The following is a 17,709-nucleotide window of genomic DNA, read 5'->3' as shown; positions in this document are numbered from 1 at the left end:
GTCGCGGAACTTGCTCATCAGCGTCTCGCCGGCATGCGCCAGCGCTTCCAGACGCGGCAGTCCGAGGAAGCCGCACGTGCCCTTGATGGTGTGGACCAGACGGAAGATGTTATCCAGGATCTTGGCGTTGTTCGGCTCCTGCTCGAACTTCACCAGCTGATTGTCGACGGTGTCCAGGCTCTCGCTGGTCTCCGTCAAAAACTCCCGCAACAGATCATCCATGAGTTACGCCTTACTGAGCCGGACTTCGACGCCTGAGCCGCACCTGGAGTTCGGCGGAGGTTCGCTGCTGGATCGTTAGACAACCCCTTTCACGGTCCCGTTAATTTCAGCCTCCGTGCTAATACGGATATTGAAGACAAGTTTGCGATTCGACGGCATGGGGTAGCGCTTTTCGGCAAAAGCGGAGCCGCATCTCATGCGACAGATGCCATAGGGTAAACGCTCCGATAACAGCACTACGATGTGCGCGAAAAAATCCAGCCGGCGAAGGACGATACGAATGGGCCGCGCGAATTGAATCAGATCACTCGCGGTCAGGGTCGCCCATGCGGCCGTCGGCTGCTCGCCTGCTGAAATCCGCAAGAGCTGCGCTTGCGGTAAACGGACGCTTACTTCGCGGCCGCCGCGATTAGTACCGCCTATGCGGCGGTGAGGGCCTGCCACGTACGCCTGCTAAGAACCCTGCGGTGACGACAGCTCGGCGCAACCAGCCTGCATGCCGGTGTGCGCACTGTGCAGCAGGGGCGCCATCGCGACCGGACATCTTGTCCCAATTGCCAATATATCCCGACGGGAACATGATGAAACTTACCCGTGGAGGAGCGGCCCGTTCGCTTTGAGTTCCGGGCTGACGAGACGGAGGCAGTCTTGGAAACAATGGCGCGCCAATCCAACGGTTTCCTGTCGGCGCTGTCGGCGGAGGATTACGAATTAATCCGCCCGCATTTGCGCACGATCGATCTGCCGCATGAAGCGGTCCTGGTGAAGACCGGCGAGACGCTCGAGCGCGCTTACTTTCCCCACCGCGGCGTGATCTCGCTGGTGGTGGAACTTGCCAAGGGCGAGCATGTGCAGGTCGCCATGATCGGCCGCGACAGCCTGCTCGGAACGCTCTCGACCATGGGCGATGCCTGCGCGCTGAACACGGCGATCGTGCTGGTTCCCGGTACCGCCTCCGTGATGGACCTCGAGCGGCTGCGCGGCGCGGCCGACCAGAGCAGCACCTTGCGGACGCTGCTCACCCGTCACGGGCTGGCGGTCTACGCGCAGGTCCAGCAGACGGCGGGCTGCAACGTCGCCCATCCGGTGGAGTCGCGGCTGTCGCGCTGCCTGCTGCACACCCACGACCTGTCAGGCGACGACCGGCTGCTGCTGACCCAGGAGGCGATGGCGCAGATGATCGGGGCGCGCCGCAACAGCGTGTCGCTGGTCGCCAATACGTTGCAGCAGGCCAATTTCATTCACTACAGTCGTGGACACATCCAGATCCTCAACCTCGACGGCCTGCGTCAGACGGCGTGCGAATGCTACGCCACGGTGAAGGCCCAGTACGACCGGCTGCTCGGCCCGCGCTGACCGGCACCACGGCTTGGTAAACCGGCGGCTAACGCCGGCCTGCAAACACGGATCGTCCTGCTACCGGAACTGAAATTCGAATTCCGTAGATACGGGGCGTGCCTCGCGCCGTACAGGCCGCGCGACAGACGAACCGTGACCAGGACACGCCGAGCCATGTTTGAAGTGACCGCCGCGCCGATGCAGAAAACGGTCGATGTCGAGCCCGCGCGCGAGCCGGGTGCATACCAAGCGCTGGTGCGCGAGATCGGCGAGGACGGGGCCTGTGAAGTGCGCGACGTGTTCTGGACCGAGACCTGCGCGCGCCTGCAACTGTTCCGCACGCTCTCGCTCGCACAGCATCACGCCAGGATCGTGCGCGAAGCGCATTCGCTGAAGAGCGCGGCCGGCACGTTCGGCTATGTCAGGCTCGCGGCGCTGGCACTGCGGCTGGAGAAGACCGCGGAGACGCTTCACGAGACCGAATTCCACGATCTCCTGGACCTGATGGATGCCGCCTACGCCGCCGCGCGCGCACAGGAGCCGCAGGGCTAGAAGCCATTTCCGTTCCGATTGAATCGGAACTGTGGATTCCTGGTTTGGGGCGTTTTCTTTGCGCGAACCGGTGTCCATGTCGCTCGAAAACACTCTGACGAAAGCCGCGCCAATCCCGCCGTACTTCTACGGCTTGGGATTTTCACAGATGGCTAATCATAGGTGGCGATAGTCGCCGGAAACCAGGAGGGTTTCCATGTTCACCTATGAGACTGCGGACCAGAAAGAGGTCCGTCGCTTCCGCATCGCACAGTTCAACGGCCGGACGGCGACGGTGAAGTCTGGCGGGGCGACGGTGACTGGTTTCGTTCGCTCGGTGCTGGAGCAGGAATCGAGCATGCCTCCACGCTGGACCATCACGATCATTCCGAACGCACCGAAGGAAGATCCCAAGTCGCTGCGGCCGTCGTCGCGCGCGCGCCGCCCTTTCGCCGAGGATTATCTCTGAGCGCTATCGGGTTCCACTCTCAGGCTTGATCGCGCCGCCCGGCGGCGCAAGACAGAACCTCAATCGATCGAATGCAGCAGCGCCGCACGGACGAGCTCCGCGGTGTTGCGCGCACCGAGCTTGCGCATCGCCTCGGCGCGATGGCTTTCGAAAGTACGCGGGCTGATCTGCATCCGCAGCGCGCCCTGCTTGTTCGAGCAGCCCTCGCTGATCAACCTCAGCACCTCGCGTTCGCGCTTGGTCAGCCGCTTCTGGCCCGATAGGCCCAGCAACTCGGTGCTCGGCCCACGCTGCGGCTGCGGCGCGCTGGCGGCGTTCAATTCGGCGCCCTCGGTCCTGAACGGGGGGATCGGCAAGGGATCCTTGTGAGGGCCGGCAAGCTGCTTGACCAGGCCGCAAACACGCTCGGTCTGCACCAGCGCATTCTCTACCACGCGCTGCAAATAGGCTCGATCGCCCGTAACAGGCGCGAGCTGGTCGCTGTGATGCTTGATCTCGCCCATGTAGAGCAGGAGCGCGGTCAGGGGACCGTTGAGCTCGCGGGCAATAGCGGAGGCCATCTCGTCGGCAGCCTTGGCGCGGACGGCGTTCAGGCGGACGAAATCGAGTTCTTCGGTCGGAGCAGTGCTGCTTTCGAACCATTCCGACGGCCGCGAATCGGTGGCCGTATCGTTGTGTGACCCCATATCACTCGTTTAGCGGAACCGAGGCCGTTGTGTGATTAACTTTTTGCTCCGTAAGACTACGGTGATTTTGGCAGTTTTATGCTTAAACACCGGCATAGGCACAATTTATGCCTGAGTGCCCGCGGCTCCGAGCGCGCTAAGGTTGAGGATTCGCCCGAAGCTTGAGCGGGCGAGCGGGCAAGGAAAAGCCTCGTTAACCAAGGTTGCCCAGCGTGCGCCCCCGTCCCCCCGGTTTTTACGGATAAATTAACAATGACTTGCTTCCCTTAGTCACGATCGAGAGCGCGCGAATGCCTCCACGCATGGGGCCTGCAGGCCTGCGGGAAACGCTGCGAAAGATTGCGTGCCATGAACGAGATCAATCGGCTGTCGGAGTTCTTGCAGAGGCTGACGCCGCTGTCGCGCAGCTGCCTGCTCAGCGAGCTCGAGCGGCTCGAGCTCTGCGGCATCGACATGCCGGGCTCGGCCGATATCCAGACCCACCTGCGCGCCGAGTTTCGCAAGGATGGATCGACCCAGGCACGCGCCACCAGTCCCTCACGCTACTTCTTCGCGCCGCTCGAACTGCTCCTGATCGACGGCGCACCCGAGCATGCCAATGCGGGGCGGATTTCGCGCAACACGCTGACCCCGATCTGGGAGTGGATCTGCCGCGACCTGCTGCCGACCATGGCGCGCGACTACATCAAGGCGATCAACGACCAGGTCACCGCCAACAACCCGAAGGAAGTGCTGAAAACCGCATCGATCTTCCAGATCAAGGTCGTCAAGGTTCTCGAGAGCACCCTCGCTTCGGCGGAGAGCACCGAGTTCGCGCGCGGCAAGCTCACGCAATACACGGCCTCGCCAACCGCGTTCGACGACGTGAAGAAAATGCAGCATGTGCTGCGCGCCGGCGACGCGCTGCCGAAATTCAACGAAAAGCTGCCTGCGAAGATCGCGAAATTCGACGACGGCCAGGTTGCCCAGATCACCACGCAACTCGATGCCTTCAAGAAGTCCCACCCGAACGCGCTGCCCTTTGCGCTGGCGCTGGTGGCGAGGCGCTTGACGACGTCCTGGCAATTGGTGCGCCTTGCCACCAAGCCCGCCGCGAGCAAGAGCGCGGCCGACATCGCCGCCACGCCCTATGCTTGCGTGGTTCCCATGGTGCTCGACCGGCTCGACGACAAGCGCCTCGCTCTGAGAATCGCGCTCCGGCACAACCGGGTGCTGGTCGCGCGCGACCTGCTCGCCGAAATCTACGACACCGAATATGCGCTCAAGGTCCGCATCGACGGGATCGAGAGTTGCGAATGGGGCATTCGGCTCCAGCAATTGATGGATGCGATCGCGGCGCTGGTGTCCGCCGAAGTGAGCCGCTTCCCCTCCAATGTCGGCCATATTCTCGGCTCGCGCCGGCTGCGCAGCCACGACACGCTCGGCGGCAAGCTGTCCTATCTGGCCTGGAAGGGACGCGACGCCGTGCAGGACGGCGCGGCAGCGTTTCGCAAATTGATCAGCCAAACCTGATATCGCACAGCTAGCGCGCCCGCGGCAGGCTCAGGAAGCGATCGAGAAATCGCCCTGACAGCACGAATCTGAACCACCAATAGATCATTCGCCGCATCGTCATTGCTGTAGTCCTCGACAGCCCACCACCGGCTGCGCGCAGCAATAGCGCAGGTGCAGCAAGGCACATGTGATGCACTTCACACTTGCGCCGCCGCAGCCGGACGCATTGTCGCGGAACTGTCACGCGCGACGTGGAAATATGCGCGCATCGCGCGAAAATGAATTCGTCGATCGTCGCCGTCGCTCGTATCCTGCGATGCACCGCAAGAGCGACGGGAAGGAGGTTGCGATGAGATCGAACCGACGGACAGTGACGATGGTGACGTTGCTTGTAGGCGCGCTGGCGCTTACCTCGACGACGATGGCGCAGACGACGGCGCCGCAAGGCAATGCCGCGCCGACCGCCGACAACGCGGTGCTGCTCACCGTGTTCTTCAAGCACGACCAATCCCGCCCGTTGAACGAGCTGAATGCGCAGCTCGAGAAGCAGGGCTTCTACAAGGCGTTTCCGCCGCCCGGTGTCGAGGTCGTGAGCTGGTACGTGATGATGGGCATCGGCCAGGTGATCACGCTGCGCCTGCCGGCCTCGCGGCTGCGCGAGGTCAATCGCGTCATCGAGGACACTGCGTGGGGTGCCTATCGCACCGAGTTCTATCCGACCTATGACTACAAGGCGGTCGGCATGGCCCAGCACGACAAGGCCGCAGGCAATTGAGGCGTGCGTTATTCAATTGGGCGAAGCGTGCGCGACACATCGTCCGATTACAGGACAGCGCGCGCCCGCCGCCAAACCGCGTCTTGCAAAAATCTCGCAGGATTGCCGCACCTCCTGCGCGCACGCGCGGGCAGACGTAAAAACTTCTCGAACGAGATCCGGACAATTTTAGACGTGATGGCGGATTTAACGTTACCCAGATAATTCAACAATCGGCTGAAGCCCTCCATATTTGAAACTGCTCCCATCGCTAACACCGGTCGCGGAACGGGAGATGTTTGCGATGAACGATGAACTTGTTGAGCTTGCCGGACGGAGGCCAAAAACCTTCGGACGGCGAAAGGTAACACCGCGCGCATGCGTCGCCGACGGCAAGCGCCATCTGCGCGCTTTTCTTGCGGAGGTGCTGGAGGATCTCGGCTTCGTGACCAGCGAGTGCGCCAGCGCTGACGAACTGCAGGCCGTGTTGACCAGCGAATTGCCGGACCTGATCCTGCTCGGCATCGCCGCCGACGGCATCGAGCCCGGACGGTTTCTGGAGACGTTGGTGCGCGAGGCGTTCGACGGCAAGGTTCTGACTGTGGGCGCCCGCGAGTCGATCATCGTCAAGGCGGTGCAGCAGGTCGGCGAGGAATATGGCCTTGCGATGTTGCCGCCACTGACCACGCCCTTTGCCGCGGAGACGCTGCGGGAGCGCGTCGCGATGCTGCTGCCGCAGGAGCCGGCGCCGAGCCCGGCCGTGCATGTCGGCGAGGCGCTTCATGCCGGCTGGCTCGAGCTTTGGTACCAGCCCACGATCGACGCGCGGACGCTGATCCGCTGCGGCGCCGAGGCATTGGTGCGGATGCGGCATCCGACCTGGGGCGTGGTGCCGCCGGCTTATTTCATTCCCGAAGAGCACGATCCGCATCTGCGCGACCTCTCGGAATTCGTGATCGAGCGCGCCGTCCAGGACTGGCACTATCTGCTGGAGCGGCAAAGCCAGGTCGATCTCTCGATCAACCTTCCGGCGTCGTATCTGAAGGAGCCGCACGCCGTGCGCGATCTCTGCCGCCGCGTGCCGACGCATCCGGCCTTCGGCGGACTGACCATCGAGATCGACAGCGACGAGGCGATCCGCGACCTCGATTTCCTCGCCGAGGTCGCACGCGAGGTCCGCCTGCACAATATCGGCTTGTCGATCGACAATCTCGGCGCCAACTGGCCGTCGCTGATGGACCTGGACAAGATCCCCTTCATCAAGTTGAAGGCCGACCGGCACTTCATCACCGGCAGCGGCAGCGATCGGCTGAAGCGCACGGTGTGCCGTCACATCGTCGAGCTCGCGCAGGGCTACGGCACGCGCACCGTTGCCGAAGGGATCGAGAGCCGCGCCGACCTCGTCGCCGCTAACGAACTCGGCTTCGACCTTGTGCAGGGCTTTCTGTTCGGCAAGCCGATGCCGCTGAAGAAGTTTGCGCGGAGCACGCTGACGCGGACGGTGATGGAGCAGGCCTGAAGGGGCAAGCGTGAGGGAGCAAGCGTGAGGCACACGGCCTCACGCATACCGCCGCGCGAACACGACGCAGACGACGACGAGCGCGGTCGCGGCGATCATGCTCCATGCGACCGGCTCATGCAGCAGGAAGCCGGCGAGCGCGAGGCCGAAGAACGGCTGGAGCTGCTGCAACTGACCGACGCGGGCAATGCCGCCGATCGCAAGGCCGCGGTACCAGAAGATGAAGCCGACGAACATGCTGAAGACGGAGACGTAGGCGAGCCCGATCCAGGCGGGCACGCCTACCCCGCTCCATGTCGGCGGCCATGTCAGGATCGCGACCGGCACCATCAGCGGCAATGCCAGCAGCAGCGCCCAGGAGATCACCTGCCAGCCGCCGAGGCGGCGCGACAGCGCGGCGCCTTCGGCATAACCCAGCCCGCACAGCACGATGGCGGCGACCATCAGGAGATCGCCGGTGAGCGACGCCGAGCCGTCATGCGAGAGGGCAAAGCCCGCCACTGTGGCACTGCCCAGGACGGCGAACAGCCAGAACAGCGGCTGCGGCCGCTCGCCGCCGCGCAGCACGGCGAAGATCGCCGTCGACAGCGGCAGCAGCCCGATGAAGACGATCGAATGCGCGGAGGTGATGTGCTGGAGTGCGAGCGCCGTCAGCAGGGGGAAGCCGACCACGACTCCGATGGAGACGATGGTGAGCGAGACGAGATCCGTCGGCTGCGGCCGCGCCTGACGGAGCAGGCCGAGCACGGCCACACCGATCAGTGCCGCGACGACCGCGCGCGCGGACGTCAGAAATAGCGCGGAGAAACCGCCGACCGCCACGCGCGTCGCCGGCAACGAGCCGCTGAAGATGATGACGCCAAGAAGCCCGTTGCCCCAGCCGCTGCCCGCAGATTGCATGTCCGTCTCGCTTTTTGGGTGACGATCATCGGCCCGAACCGGTGGCGTCGGCCAGCGTGCGCGACGATCAAGTCCCACGTCTCCCGCGACCGGACAACAAAAAAAACTCGAAAACAACCCCATGCACAGTAGCCGGCAGGCGCAAGATCAATGACTTACGCGAGGGCCGGAGTGGTCTGATGCGGCGGTAAGATTAGAGAGGGGTGGGTACCGATGAGGCTTGTGAATGGGCGCTGGAGCGCGTCATTGTCGACATTGCGGCCTGGTTTCAGGTCACGCTTCTGAAGATCAGCAGAAAGAAGCGAGGATCGTAGTGTCGGCGGGTTTCGGATGACGTCGCTCGTCGTTTGACTCGTCGGGCAAAACAGGGGCATGATGCCACCGTTGCAAGGCGTTTGTGATCGGCAGCTAGTCGCCGAACCCCGCAAGTTTGATCCAGCTTGAAAGATCGTTCTGGCCCACGAGGACTAGAGCATAAAGCGCAACCGCTGTTCGGCAGAGCAGTTCATCGGGATCCTAAGAGCATGAGTCTGGCGCGTCGTGTGCCGCAAGCATAGCCGAATAGACTGGCGTATTAGCGCAATAGTCGCTTCAGTTGCCCTGTACCCTCTCTGCGGGCCAATTGCGGTTCACAGCCTCTCGGAAAGGAGTCAGCACTTCCGGGGGAGCCATCCGAATATAATTTAACGCCAAACTTAGCTTATCCGGAGCGAGCCCTTCCAAATACTGAAGTCCGGCTTGCACGCTGAACGCACGATTTGTAATTGGCTTGAATTTAGCAGGAAGAGCCGTCCAGACGGCGCCATCAAATCCCTTTTCGCGCATCCATTCACAGATCATCTGAAACGTTCGAGGCTGCCTAGCCTTAACATCTTCATTTCCTATATCGCGGATCAAATCTACGAATCCAATTCGCGCCGGACCAGGTGTCTTCTCACGCGCAACGAGATCGGAAACTGCCTGATGGATATCGACGAAGGCACTCTTGGCCGAATAAGTCTTGCAGGGCGTTCCAACGCGCTGATCGATAACGAGCGTCAGGCGACCGTCTCGGGACACCCGACAGAACTCGATCGGCAGAGCGGGGCCGTCACATTGGAATCTGCCCTCCAGATGCAGCGATCCGGCATTCCACACAACTGAGCCCCAGCCTAGAACAGCGATGTTCATAGGTTTGCTGCCACTAGATCTCCTGTTCCTTCATCTTTAGATCTTGCGTGATGATCTCTACAATGAACTTTTCAACAGACTTACTATCCAGCGCATCCAATAGCTTATAGCCCCCAACGCCGTTCAATTTCACCATCAATGTACGGAAGGCTTTTCGCTCGAATAGCTTCTGGTTTCCGTTGTATGATTTTGCAAGCTTATGCAACAGAGCTGTGAAAACCGGAATGCTTTGTGCGGTTGTCGGTCGCTCCACGATATTGGCGCGGACATCGGAACGATGCAGAAGAATGTCTAAGCTTTGCTTCAGCGACAAGCCCTGTACGCGTTGGCACAAGTGCCCCATCCACCATAGCCGGGACGCGACGTTATCTCTTTCGAGTTGCCGCTGGGTAGACGCGAAGAAATGACTTTGGATGTGCTTTATGGCAGCGTCATCGGACTTTGGAATCGGCCATCGTAACCTTGCGTGATCGAGCATCAACGTATGGGAGAGCATGACCCAAAGCCTCTCATCAGCCGCTTCATACGGAGACAGGTCGCTCAAGGCTTTGACCATCAAAGTACAATTGTCAGTGTCGAAGAGATCTTCTCCGGTTGGCGCCTTTAACTTCGACAACACTTTCTCATCGACCTCGATATCGCTCTCGAAATTAAGCGATGGGTCTAACGTGAGATGCCCAAAATCGCCGCCGCGATAAAGAGACAGATTATCCCTGATGCCGCGCCGAAGCTCGTCCAGCGCGCGCTCCTTGATGAACCTCAGCTTCACTGATCATCCCCTCCGTCCGCAAAGACATATTGCTTGAGAAGCGATAGGGGGCTCTTGAGTAGCCTCTGCGCTGTTTCGCAAGCATCGTGCGTTCGATAGTCAATGCTGTTGTTGTGACATTGCTGCATTAGAATTTTCGCCCACCTGAAATCAGCAAACGTCTCCTCGTCTTCCCGCAACTTATGAATCGCCTCCACAATGGCCGCGAAATAGAGCGAATTGATAAGAACGGCCTTGTTACGACGGCTATTTCTGGCGCGGTCGATCTCGTCCTTTGCCTCCGGGCTAAGCTGAAGTTGAATTTTATTCTCTTCGAAGCGTAGCCGCCAATCGAATCCGACGAGACTGTCTTGCTTCACAAGTTGCAAGATCGAGCTGATCGGCTTGAAAAGCTCACGATCGATGAAGACCATACGAGGCTCGTCCGCCGCGAGCACCTCGCCCACTTCGAACGAAAACTCCTTCACGCCAAATTCGGAATTGATGTCCCGACAGCGAAATTTTTTTATAGGCTTAGTTGCAACAATGAACGGTGAGACAACAACCTCGCCCTTGAAAAGACCGCTGGTGAAGGCTTTTTCGATATCGAGCTTCTTACTTGTGATTGCGTCACGAAAATACGTCTCACGGCACGATATGATCAGAGAAACGCAAGCATTGCCGCTCGCGATCTCTTTCTTGATCTCGTCGATGCTCAGCGCGATGTGAGCTTTCAACACAATCTTCTTGTTATCGCCGGAGCTGACAATATCGACAGTAGTCTGAAACTCACCGCTCTCATAGTCGTCGATATCCGGACGCAGAACCGGGTATGGAAAGGCCTTCTGGCTATCAAATCGCATTAGCGGCCACTTTCATCGCACCCAGGAACTTCGCATCCAATTCGACTTCCAGCGTCATGCGGCTACCCCGTCGCGCTCGTAGGTTGCGAACGATACCACTTCGAACGCTTCCCACTGACGTCTTCACCACATTTAGCCGTCGATCAGTATCCGCGCCCGCCTCGTACAAAACGAGTTCGATGTTCCCCGACACATCAGGCGTGATCGCGATCCGCCTGCGCTTCTCGTTTATGGTGACACTTCGAAAATTGTTCAGGTGTATATGATTGGAGGACTTACCAGCAGATTTGGCGGCTTTACTGGACTTAGTTCCCTTTCCGGACTTTTGCGCGCCACGTTGCTTTTCATCCTCATCCTCTTCGTCCGTTCGGACGGTAACTGGTGGACGCTTCATCGGCTGGGCTCGAATCTCAATCTTACCGATCGGATTCACTTCCTCGCCTTTTTGGCCGCCAGTTTCTTCTCCATCGTCGGCGAAATAGTCGGCCAGCTCTCTTACGTCAGAAATCTCGGAAACTGGATCACGCGCGTGCCTCTTCAGCATTTCACGAGCCCATCTCGCGAGCTCGATGAGCGCCCTTCGTCCACGCTCGATGTTTTCTGGAGAAAGACGATCTGGCTCGAAGTCATTGTGCCGGGGCGGTTCCATGTCTCGAAGAAGCTCGTTGCCCTTCTTATTGTGGCATTCGATCACCGCCGCGAACTCTTTGAAATCCGGAAATCTCTTCAATCTGTCCATCTGGTCAGTGATTAGCATTCCATTTCGCAAGATCGCCACTCGCTTCGGCAATTGATCGCCTAGTAGGATCCGGATTTGGCAATTGCCTATTTCCCGGTTCTCCGAATCTTCCACCAAAACTTCCTCTGCGGAAGCGAGCGTGGCGAAATAACTCTTAGCATTGTCGAACCCTTCTGACTGACCCTTGGCGCCCTCGAGCGAAGCGCGGACCGATTCGTCTTCGAAGAGGTCGTGAATTGTTTCCTTTGAAATTGTTCGTGCATTTATCTCCACGACCAATGCACCTTTCCAGATCGCACCAAAGAAATTTTCCAGAATGGAAGCAGTGAGCAGTTGCTCCCAGTTTTTTACAGCGTGAAATCCAACGATATGCAGGGCCGTACCAAGGCACTTAGGCATCTCTGCTGCATTTTTTGCGCGAGGCACCCAGACCGAAACATTAGATGGAGCGCCTTCAACGGGCATGCAGTTTTCTCTTAGCCCCCAGTAGCCAATATTCTGCCTGGTGCGCCCTTCTTCGTCCTCGTGGGACATCAAGAGAGCCTTACCTTGGGTGAGCTGCTTGAAATTATTTCCGTCCTTGTAGACGGTCGAAATTAGGATTGTTCGCAGATCGGAAACGGCGAAGGGCGCGAATTTTCCGATGCCGTATGACCCAAGGCCGGTGCCTTCCGAGCGTCATCCTTCTTGCTCTGCCCGCTTGCCTTCACATAGGCGAAGTAAGGAGAGCCATTGTGACAGGGACCTTTCATTCCCGTGGTGTTGCTCTCAAGCACCGAAAGGACAGGAATAGCTTTACCGTTGAGGATTTTTTCCGCGGCCGCGAAAAACTCTTTCGCTTTCTTGCCCTCACCGTCAGCCGAAGCCAAGCAGAGCTTCATCACTGACTTCAATTCATCGATCCCGGGGATCTCGCGCGGCGAAACTTCACGATACCTGAACTTAACGGTCACCGGACGCTTCAGCTGAGCATCGAGGCTGTTTTGCAAAACCTCGCGCGCAAGACTGGCGAAAGGACTTCCGCGAAAGTGCTCAATGCCCGGATCATTGAAGCCCTTCCATTGATCCGCACCATCAATTGGGAATTCCCAACCTATGTTGGTGGCCTTCATGCTTTGAGCTCCATCAGATATTTCTGCTTCACCGCTTGCGCGAGCAACTTCGCGACGGGCGGCGCAACTGCGTTTCCTATTTGCTGGTATCTTTGAGTTCTTGAGACGTCGGCGGGAAACTTGAACGATGAGGGGAAGCCCTGAAGCTTAAGACATTCACTCTCAGTTAGCTTTCGCAGCCCCTTCGAGTCCCATATGAAAGGTACGTTATGTCCGCCACCCCCATATTGGCGGTGAGCGTCGGACAAACATTCGGTTCTTTGAGCCGAACGAAATATTTGCGGAGCTGGTACAGGTGCCGAACGTTCCCCCTGTCGTTTTTCTGCCCCGTGATCATCTTGAAGTAGCGGTTCTCCTCTGGGAGGTAGTACCAGTCATCTTTCTCGCCTTCGAAATCGATGAATTTCGAAATCTGCTTAGGCAAATCGCAGGTGTCACCTGGAAATTCGAATCTGCCGTCTCGGAAATGATCCTGTGACCAGGCGACCATGAACAGTCGGGACCGCTTTTGCGGGATCGGAGTAAGATCGAATAAGTCGAGCTCCTTCGCGTTACTCTCGCGGAACCAGTAACCCGCCTGCTGCAGTTGACGGGCGATTTCGGCGAACCAAACACCTCCCTCACCCATCTTGAGATACGGTGCATTCTCGAACACCAGGACTGGAGGCTTCTGAGACTTAAACTCGTTCACGATGCGTATGATCTCGAAGAACAGTCTGCCACGCTCATCCTCGAATCCCGAACGCGCTCCTGCTTGGGAGAAGCTCTGGCACGGGAAGCCTGCATGGAGAACATCGACGGGCTCTAATCGATCTCCCCGCACACTGAGCTCTCGGACGTCTTTTTGGAGAAGTCGGTTTGCGGGAAAATTCCTTCGGTAGACCGCGCACGCATATGGATCGATTTCGCAGGCCCATGCGGTGTCGAAACCTGCCGTTTCAAATGCGAGACAGAAGCCACCAATCCCGCTGAAGAGGGCGCCAACTTTCAATTTGCGCATTTTGTTAGAAGTCAGAGCGCCACGTTTGCTTTTTGAGTGCATGTCTTCAATCAATTGAGAACTGCGCTGGATTTCATCCAGTTGTTCATTGTCTAGACGGGATAGTCACAGACTGAACGACTTGTCAGCCTCTTCAGAAGTGCCGCCGAACCTTTGTCGCAAGCTTTCCACCTCTTTTTGGAGAGCCTTGACGATCTTTCGCGCGTCCTCTTCACGGAAGTCATAGGCAGCTCGATTCGAGAGATTGCCAATGAGGCGCAGGTCCTTGATTGCGCGGTTCACCCTCTTGTTTGCCAGCTCAACAAATTTTGTGCGCTTGTCCCGCATTCAAAGCTCTCTCCTAAGTATAGAACCTCGCGACAATTCCACAAATATTTGGGAATTGTAAGCGATAAACACGATAATTTTTTGGATATGTTGTATATTTCTGGCAACTAATGAGCAAGATTACTTTATTTACAATGGCTTATGAAAATTTCATATTGGTTGACTTCAAGAGCTTCCGTAGCCTGCCAGCCAGGCTCTGTACATCCCTGGTTTCACACTCCCACACAGTGAGAACGGTCCATCCGAGTTCTTGGAGAGCACGCCGCGCCATTTCATCACGCCTCACCGTCCGCTCGAACTTGGCCTCCCAAAATGCGACGTTACTCTTGGGCATGGAAGTGAGATGGCAACTTGGGTGCCGATGCCAAAAACATCCATTCACGAAGATCACTCGCTTGGACTTTGGGAGCACCAGGTCTGGTGTACCCGGCAAATCGCGTCGATGAAGGCGATAGCGAAACCCGAGCGAGTGCACGATCCGGCGCACAGTGAGCTCTGGCGTTGTGTGGCGACTTCTGATTCGCGCCATATTTGCTGATCTTTGCTGTGGCGTGAGTTTGTCTGCCAAAGAGAGCACCGCTGGTTCTGGTGTTTGTGTTTACTCGGCATTGGAGCCTGCTCGGACAGGGAACACAGGCCCGTCCGCAGACTTCTCGTCGTCTGCAGAACCACGACATGACAAGTCAGGCCACGACCAAAGCAACAGGCCATCCGGCCCTGCTGGAAGACTGGGCTGAAAGGGAACTCAGTTGCTCAAGCAAAAAGTTATGGAAATCAGTGGCGGAGAGGGAGGGACTCCGCGGGCCCTTTTCGCCCACGACGCCAATTACCTCGATGAAACAACGCCGTTCGGCGGGTTACGACTACTCTGACGACTACATAGTGGACTACCGCAGCGATCAGCACCGCAGAATTGCCCAGCAGTCTGCGGCAGTCAACGATCTATGGATTGTCCGCTTTGGAAACTTGATTCATCGTTGATGCGGTATTGCTGATCAGGCGAGCGGCCGCGTTAAACTTTTTAGACGCGAGCTATCGTTCTTGCTACGTTCGATGGAGATAAGACGGATCGACCCGCAGCTGGCGAACGCCCACTCCCAAGCAGATGGAAGATGGCCGCTCTCGTCGGCAGGAACGTGCCGCCAGTGCCCGGATTGGCCCCAGACGCGGATCTTCCGCAGGAGTACTGCGAGGCCCTCTTGAACGACCACCATACAGAGATCCGGCCCGACTGCCGGAGCACTGCTGCGGCTGGCCTCAAGATGATGTGGCACGAAGCTTGATCGCGCAATGGCACGCCGATGGGCTTCTTAGCTTTATCGAGGAGCGTACCCTTGCCAATGCTTCAGGACGATCGCTCTCATTTCGTCATACTCATGGAGTTGAGGCTCTTCCTTGAAGGCCAGTTCCATGAATGCAGAATCGTATTCTTCTAACCGCGCAAGAAAATCCGAAATGGTTTTGTAAATTTCTATCGATTGATCAATTTGCATCGGATGATCTGCGTCTGCTCCAACTTTGACCATCAAAATTGGTCGCGCGACTATTGCTCCATCACGCCCCTTTATATCGAGAGCTGTGAGCCGCAGGCACTCGATCTCTCGATGCGAGGGCAAAGGCGCAAGATACTTCGCAACCGGATAATCCGGCTCTTTGTAGTGGATATCGATTTCTATGATGTTGTGTCTTACTTGGACAGTCCCCACCGGGAAGCCCTTTTTCGCCGGCGGGCGCAATTTATGGCTGCGGCCAAGGGCTTGCTCAGGACACCCTCAAAGCGATCGACTTCCAGGAGCTGCTCCGGGTAGAGCCCGATAGCGGCACTACCAACAACCGCAACATGAAGGGGCTGCGTGAGGACCTGCAAATGGATCTATCCCAGGAGGTTCGGCCGAATCCTTAGTCCCACTGCAGCCTCTGATTCGCCCAATTGCGTTCTAGTTGATAGCATGGCGAGCCTACCAACCGGGGGAGGCCCGCATGAACTCCGACCGCCATTATGCCGTGGCGTCGCTGCTCTTCGATTACGTGAAAAGTCCATCGCTGCGGCATCTGCGAGATCCCCACAGCGTGCACAAACTTGCCCGGGACATCGTGAATGCGATTGATCGGGCGGGCTCGATCTGGAGCAAGTGGGAAGCTGAACGTGAGGAGGTGGCAAAGGCTGCTGCTCCGTGCTGGATCCCGATTGAAGACCTACTCGCCTCTCTTAATAATTTGCCAGGTCCGCCGCTGACCAAGACAGACGTGGAGCAGCGTCTACGCGCGATGTGGGAGGAGCCCTACACGAGCTATCCCGGCGAAGACCTCAAAGGTAGTTGCCTGGCGCTGTATCTCGCTGAAAAAGCGCAGGGTACGGAGATGCGTGCTATCATAGGAATGCTTCAGGAGCATTTGGAGCGGGAGGACGAGAGGCTCCGGCGAGAGCAGGAGGAGCGATATCGCAAGCTGAAAGAAGAGGAGCGGGCAAAGCTCGAACAGCGCTTCCTCTCCGGAGCCGATTGTGGTTGGACCCCGATCGATCGCTCCGCCGCATTCTATTGCCGTCGCAACGGGCGCGCCTTCCGTATCGTGCAGGGCAAGGACAAACGCTGGACGCTTTTTCGCATCGAAACGATCGAGGAAGAAGGCGACTTGCTGGGCGTCTATCAGGGGCGAGGCGACGCGAACAAGGCATTGCAAACGATTGCCTACGCAAATGAGCGACGATGATGTCATGCCGCCGGCCTTGTCGCCGCGGACGCGGGCCGTGGTGTGTGGCTACTGCGACCATCCGTACATCCAGCCTTGCACCTCGGAAACGGAGGCGGTCTGCCCCAATATGATCTGGCTGCGCGGAGCAGCCCAACAATCGATGCGGCATCATTACGTTCCGCAGTTCTACTCAAGACGCTGGGCCGGAACGACGGCAGGATCTGCGAGTCAGTCGCCCCCACAAGAAGATCCATCACCAGCGCGTCTACCCGAAGCAGACGGGTTTTCAGGACGGGCTGTACGAAAAGAAAGGCGTTACAAAATCGATCGCGCAACAGGTCGAGGACAAGTTCATGAGCCCCGTCGACAACTTCGCGGCGAAAGCGCTGGATATGATCGAGGCCGACGTCGACCAGGTGAAGAAAGATGCCGAGCAGACTTCGGTTTGGTCGATCTTCCTGACACGCTCATGACCCGGATGCCCGAGGGTTTGGTCGTTCTCACCGAGATGCTTGAAGACGACTGGAAGCGAGACCTTCCGCTGCTGAAGCAGAAATATACTGCCAACCGCGAGCCGGACGATCCCGAGACGATCGAAGAGTTGATCGAGAAGCAGGATCCCGAGCACATGGGCCGGTGGGTCATGAATGTCGCGCCCGAACTGATGCATCATGAAGGAATCGGCCAGGCACTAAACGGAATGCGCTGGTCGGTCGTGACCACGCCGGATGACGAACCCTCGTTCCTTTCGTCTGACAGACCTCTGAACATGTCCAAGACGTTCAGCGATGCCAACTGCTATCTGACCTTGCCCATCGGCCCTCATCGCCTGTTCCTGGCCACCAATACCGAAGAATTGGAGCGGAGTTTCAAGACCAAGCCGGCCAAAGACTTGGTCCAGGAGGTCAATGCCCAGGTCGTCAAGCAGGCCGTCAAGTACGTCTATGGGGTCGACGATTCGGAGCGGGAATTCGTCGACAAGCTGATATCCAGCGATCGCCCGCCATCGCTTTTGGAGAGATTGCGGGATAGGCGAAGGCAGGAGTACGCCCAGGCTTGAGAGCGGTTTCAGGATCCCTCGAAATCGGCCGAGATTGACGGTGAGAATCGCCGAACCGGTGGTACACAGCGGTGGTCACAAAT

At 58.2% G+C, this 17,709-nt stretch carries 23 protein-coding genes; 10 read left to right on the top strand and 13 right to left on the bottom strand.

The window, feature by feature from the left end; translation table 11 throughout:
- Together IVA80_RS26140 and IVA80_RS26135 are read right to left on the bottom strand one after the other, a co-directional pair.
- Nucleotides 1-222, bottom strand: a 222-nt coding sequence (locus IVA80_RS26140) for an Hpt domain-containing protein (protein WP_247437150.1), incomplete at its 3' end; no start/stop codon positions are given.
- 75 nt (nt 223-297) lie between these two features.
- Entirely contained in the window at nt 298-585 is a 288-nt protein-coding gene (locus IVA80_RS26135) for a hypothetical protein (protein ID WP_247437149.1), read from the bottom strand.
- Between the two features lie 294 nt (nt 586-879).
- Here IVA80_RS26135 and IVA80_RS26130 point away from each other — a divergent pair, with 294 nt between their 5' ends.
- The 3 genes from IVA80_RS26130 to IVA80_RS26120 all read left to right on the top strand — a co-directional run bounded on the left by IVA80_RS26130 (nt 880) and on the right by IVA80_RS26120 (nt 2,560).
- Entirely contained in the window at nt 880-1,578 is a 699-nt protein-coding gene (locus tag IVA80_RS26130) for a Crp/Fnr family transcriptional regulator (RefSeq protein ID WP_247437153.1), read from the top strand.
- Nucleotides 1,579-1,734: 156 nt separating this feature from the next.
- A complete protein-coding gene (locus tag IVA80_RS26125) occupies nt 1,735-2,112 on the top strand; it encodes an Hpt domain-containing protein (RefSeq protein ID WP_247437148.1) in 378 nt (125 codons plus the stop codon).
- Nucleotides 2,113-2,308: 196 nt separating this feature from the next.
- On the top strand, nt 2,309-2,560 hold the full coding sequence (locus tag IVA80_RS26120) for a hypothetical protein (RefSeq protein ID WP_247437147.1): 252 nt from the start codon (nt 2,309-2,311) through the stop codon (nt 2,558-2,560).
- A 59-nt stretch (nt 2,561-2,619) separates the two neighbouring features.
- On the opposite strand, the gene IVA80_RS26115 is transcribed toward IVA80_RS26120, so the two are convergent.
- Nucleotides 2,620-3,246 carry a helix-turn-helix transcriptional regulator gene (locus tag IVA80_RS26115; protein WP_247437146.1) on the bottom strand — a complete coding sequence of 209 codons (627 nt, stop codon included), beginning with the start codon at nt 3,244-3,246 and terminating at the stop codon, nt 2,620-2,622.
- A gap of 348 nt (nt 3,247-3,594) precedes the next feature.
- Here IVA80_RS26115 and IVA80_RS26110 point away from each other — a divergent pair, with 348 nt between their 5' ends.
- The 3 genes from IVA80_RS26110 to IVA80_RS26100 all read left to right on the top strand — a co-directional run bounded on the left by IVA80_RS26110 (nt 3,595) and on the right by IVA80_RS26100 (nt 7,013).
- Nucleotides 3,595-4,758, top strand: a complete 1,164-nt coding sequence (locus IVA80_RS26110; protein WP_247437145.1) for a hypothetical protein — start codon at nt 3,595-3,597, stop codon at nt 4,756-4,758.
- A 331-nt stretch (nt 4,759-5,089) separates the two neighbouring features.
- Nucleotides 5,090-5,515, top strand: a complete 426-nt coding sequence (locus tag IVA80_RS26105) for a hypothetical protein (protein ID WP_247437143.1) — start codon at nt 5,090-5,092, stop codon at nt 5,513-5,515.
- Nucleotides 5,516-5,798: 283 nt separating this feature from the next.
- Nucleotides 5,799-7,013, top strand: a complete 1,215-nt coding sequence (locus IVA80_RS26100; RefSeq protein ID WP_247437141.1) for an EAL domain-containing response regulator — start codon at nt 5,799-5,801, stop codon at nt 7,011-7,013.
- Nucleotides 7,014-7,052: 39 nt separating this feature from the next.
- On the opposite strand, the gene IVA80_RS26095 is transcribed toward IVA80_RS26100, so the two are convergent.
- From IVA80_RS26095 to IVA80_RS26055, 9 genes are all read right to left on the bottom strand, one after another.
- Entirely contained in the window at nt 7,053-7,913 is an 861-nt protein-coding gene (locus IVA80_RS26095) for a DMT family transporter (protein WP_247437139.1), read from the bottom strand.
- A 591-nt stretch (nt 7,914-8,504) separates the two neighbouring features.
- Nucleotides 8,505-9,083 carry a hypothetical protein gene (locus IVA80_RS26090; protein WP_247437137.1) on the bottom strand — a complete coding sequence of 193 codons (579 nt, stop codon included), beginning with the start codon at nt 9,081-9,083 and terminating at the stop codon, nt 8,505-8,507.
- 13 nt (nt 9,084-9,096) lie between these two features.
- The gene (locus IVA80_RS26085; protein WP_247437135.1) at nt 9,097-9,852 is read right to left on the bottom strand and encodes a DUF6339 family protein; all 756 of its coding nucleotides are present in this window, start codon (nt 9,850-9,852) and stop codon (nt 9,097-9,099) included.
- Nucleotides 9,849-10,694, bottom strand: coding sequence for a hypothetical protein (locus IVA80_RS26080; RefSeq protein WP_247437133.1), 846 nt, complete (start codon nt 10,692-10,694; stop codon nt 9,849-9,851). The genes IVA80_RS26085 and IVA80_RS26080 overlap by 4 nt, the downstream gene beginning before the upstream one ends.
- Nucleotides 10,684-11,967, bottom strand: a complete 1,284-nt coding sequence (locus IVA80_RS26075) for a hypothetical protein (RefSeq protein WP_247437131.1) — start codon at nt 11,965-11,967, stop codon at nt 10,684-10,686. Before IVA80_RS26075 ends, IVA80_RS26080 begins: the two co-directional genes overlap by 11 nt.
- 62 nt (nt 11,968-12,029) lie before the next feature.
- Nucleotides 12,030-12,545: a hypothetical protein gene (locus tag IVA80_RS26070; RefSeq protein ID WP_247437129.1), complete on the bottom strand. Its 516-nt coding sequence runs from the start codon at nt 12,543-12,545 to the stop codon at nt 12,030-12,032.
- Nucleotides 12,546-12,711: 166 nt separating this feature from the next.
- Nucleotides 12,712-13,599, bottom strand: coding sequence for a DNA cytosine methyltransferase (locus tag IVA80_RS26065; RefSeq protein ID WP_247437128.1), 888 nt, complete (start codon nt 13,597-13,599; stop codon nt 12,712-12,714).
- A 51-nt stretch (nt 13,600-13,650) separates the two neighbouring features.
- Nucleotides 13,651-13,872 (bottom strand): hypothetical protein, encoded by a 222-nt coding sequence (locus IVA80_RS26060; RefSeq protein WP_247437126.1) that lies wholly within the window; start codon nt 13,870-13,872, stop codon nt 13,651-13,653.
- A 139-nt stretch (nt 13,873-14,011) separates the two neighbouring features.
- The gene (locus IVA80_RS26055) at nt 14,012-14,449 is read right to left on the bottom strand and encodes a very short patch repair endonuclease (RefSeq protein WP_346348018.1); all 438 of its coding nucleotides are present in this window, start codon (nt 14,447-14,449) and stop codon (nt 14,012-14,014) included.
- A gap of 98 nt (nt 14,450-14,547) precedes the next feature.
- On the opposite strand from IVA80_RS26055, the gene IVA80_RS26050 reads away from it, so the two are divergent.
- The gene (locus IVA80_RS26050) at nt 14,548-14,853 is read left to right on the top strand and encodes a hypothetical protein (protein WP_247437122.1); all 306 of its coding nucleotides are present in this window, start codon (nt 14,548-14,550) and stop codon (nt 14,851-14,853) included.
- A gap of 335 nt (nt 14,854-15,188) precedes the next feature.
- Here IVA80_RS26050 and IVA80_RS26045 read toward each other — a convergent pair whose 3' ends face one another.
- Nucleotides 15,189-15,608 carry a hypothetical protein gene (locus IVA80_RS26045; RefSeq protein ID WP_247437121.1) on the bottom strand — a complete coding sequence of 140 codons (420 nt, stop codon included), beginning with the start codon at nt 15,606-15,608 and terminating at the stop codon, nt 15,189-15,191.
- A 244-nt stretch (nt 15,609-15,852) separates the two neighbouring features.
- Here IVA80_RS26045 and IVA80_RS26040 point away from each other — a divergent pair, with 244 nt between their 5' ends.
- The 3 genes from IVA80_RS26040 (at nt 15,853) to IVA80_RS26035 (ending at nt 17,626) form a co-directional block, all read left to right on the top strand.
- On the top strand, nt 15,853-16,584 hold the full coding sequence (locus IVA80_RS26040) for a hypothetical protein (RefSeq protein WP_247437119.1): 732 nt from the start codon (nt 15,853-15,855) through the stop codon (nt 16,582-16,584).
- Nucleotides 16,585-16,733: 149 nt separating this feature from the next.
- Nucleotides 16,734-17,039: a DUF4238 domain-containing protein gene (locus IVA80_RS38690; RefSeq protein WP_346348019.1), complete on the top strand. Its 306-nt coding sequence runs from the start codon at nt 16,734-16,736 to the stop codon at nt 17,037-17,039.
- Nucleotides 17,036-17,626, top strand: coding sequence for a DUF4238 domain-containing protein (locus IVA80_RS26035; protein WP_247437117.1), 591 nt, complete (start codon nt 17,036-17,038; stop codon nt 17,624-17,626). Before IVA80_RS38690 ends, IVA80_RS26035 begins: the two co-directional genes overlap by 4 nt.
- Nucleotides 17,627-17,709 lie beyond the last annotated feature (83 nt).

This window comes from Bradyrhizobium sp. 139 (assembly GCF_023074175.1).
Classification (GTDB): domain Bacteria; phylum Pseudomonadota; class Alphaproteobacteria; order Rhizobiales; family Xanthobacteraceae; genus Bradyrhizobium.
The sequence above is the reverse complement of the archived record's forward strand: the minus strand, read 5'-3'. Positions and strand labels throughout refer to the sequence as shown.

Coding starts and splice junctions, on each gene's coding strand:
- IVA80_RS26125 (WP_247437148.1), top strand. CDS start 1,735: ATGTTTGAAGTGACCGCCGCGCCGATGCAGAAAACGGTCGATGTCGAG.
- IVA80_RS26035 (WP_247437117.1), top strand. CDS start 17,036: ATGACCCGGATGCCCGAGGGTTTGGTCGTTCTCACCGAGATGCTTGAA.
- IVA80_RS26070 (WP_247437129.1), bottom strand. CDS start 12,545: ATGAAGGCCACCAACATAGGTTGGGAATTCCCAATTGATGGTGCGGAT.
- IVA80_RS26080 (WP_247437133.1), bottom strand. CDS start 10,694: ATGCGATTTGATAGCCAGAAGGCCTTTCCATACCCGGTTCTGCGTCCG.
- IVA80_RS26090 (WP_247437137.1), bottom strand. CDS start 9,083: ATGAACATCGCTGTTCTAGGCTGGGGCTCAGTTGTGTGGAATGCCGGA.
- IVA80_RS26100 (WP_247437141.1), top strand. CDS start 5,799: ATGAACGATGAACTTGTTGAGCTTGCCGGACGGAGGCCAAAAACCTTC.
- IVA80_RS26050 (WP_247437122.1), top strand. CDS start 14,548: ATGACAAGTCAGGCCACGACCAAAGCAACAGGCCATCCGGCCCTGCTG.
- IVA80_RS26115 (WP_247437146.1), bottom strand. CDS start 3,246: ATGGGGTCACACAACGATACGGCCACCGATTCGCGGCCGTCGGAATGG.
- IVA80_RS26120 (WP_247437147.1), top strand. CDS start 2,309: ATGTTCACCTATGAGACTGCGGACCAGAAAGAGGTCCGTCGCTTCCGC.
- IVA80_RS26040 (WP_247437119.1), top strand. CDS start 15,853: ATGAACTCCGACCGCCATTATGCCGTGGCGTCGCTGCTCTTCGATTAC.
- IVA80_RS26075 (WP_247437131.1), bottom strand. CDS start 11,967: ATGTCCCACGAGGACGAAGAAGGGCGCACCAGGCAGAATATTGGCTAC.
- IVA80_RS26110 (WP_247437145.1), top strand. CDS start 3,595: ATGAACGAGATCAATCGGCTGTCGGAGTTCTTGCAGAGGCTGACGCCG.
- IVA80_RS26060 (WP_247437126.1), bottom strand. CDS start 13,872: ATGCGGGACAAGCGCACAAAATTTGTTGAGCTGGCAAACAAGAGGGTG.
- IVA80_RS26130 (WP_247437153.1), top strand. CDS start 880: ATGGCGCGCCAATCCAACGGTTTCCTGTCGGCGCTGTCGGCGGAGGAT.
- IVA80_RS26095 (WP_247437139.1), bottom strand. CDS start 7,913: ATGCAATCTGCGGGCAGCGGCTGGGGCAACGGGCTTCTTGGCGTCATC.
- IVA80_RS26105 (WP_247437143.1), top strand. CDS start 5,090: ATGAGATCGAACCGACGGACAGTGACGATGGTGACGTTGCTTGTAGGC.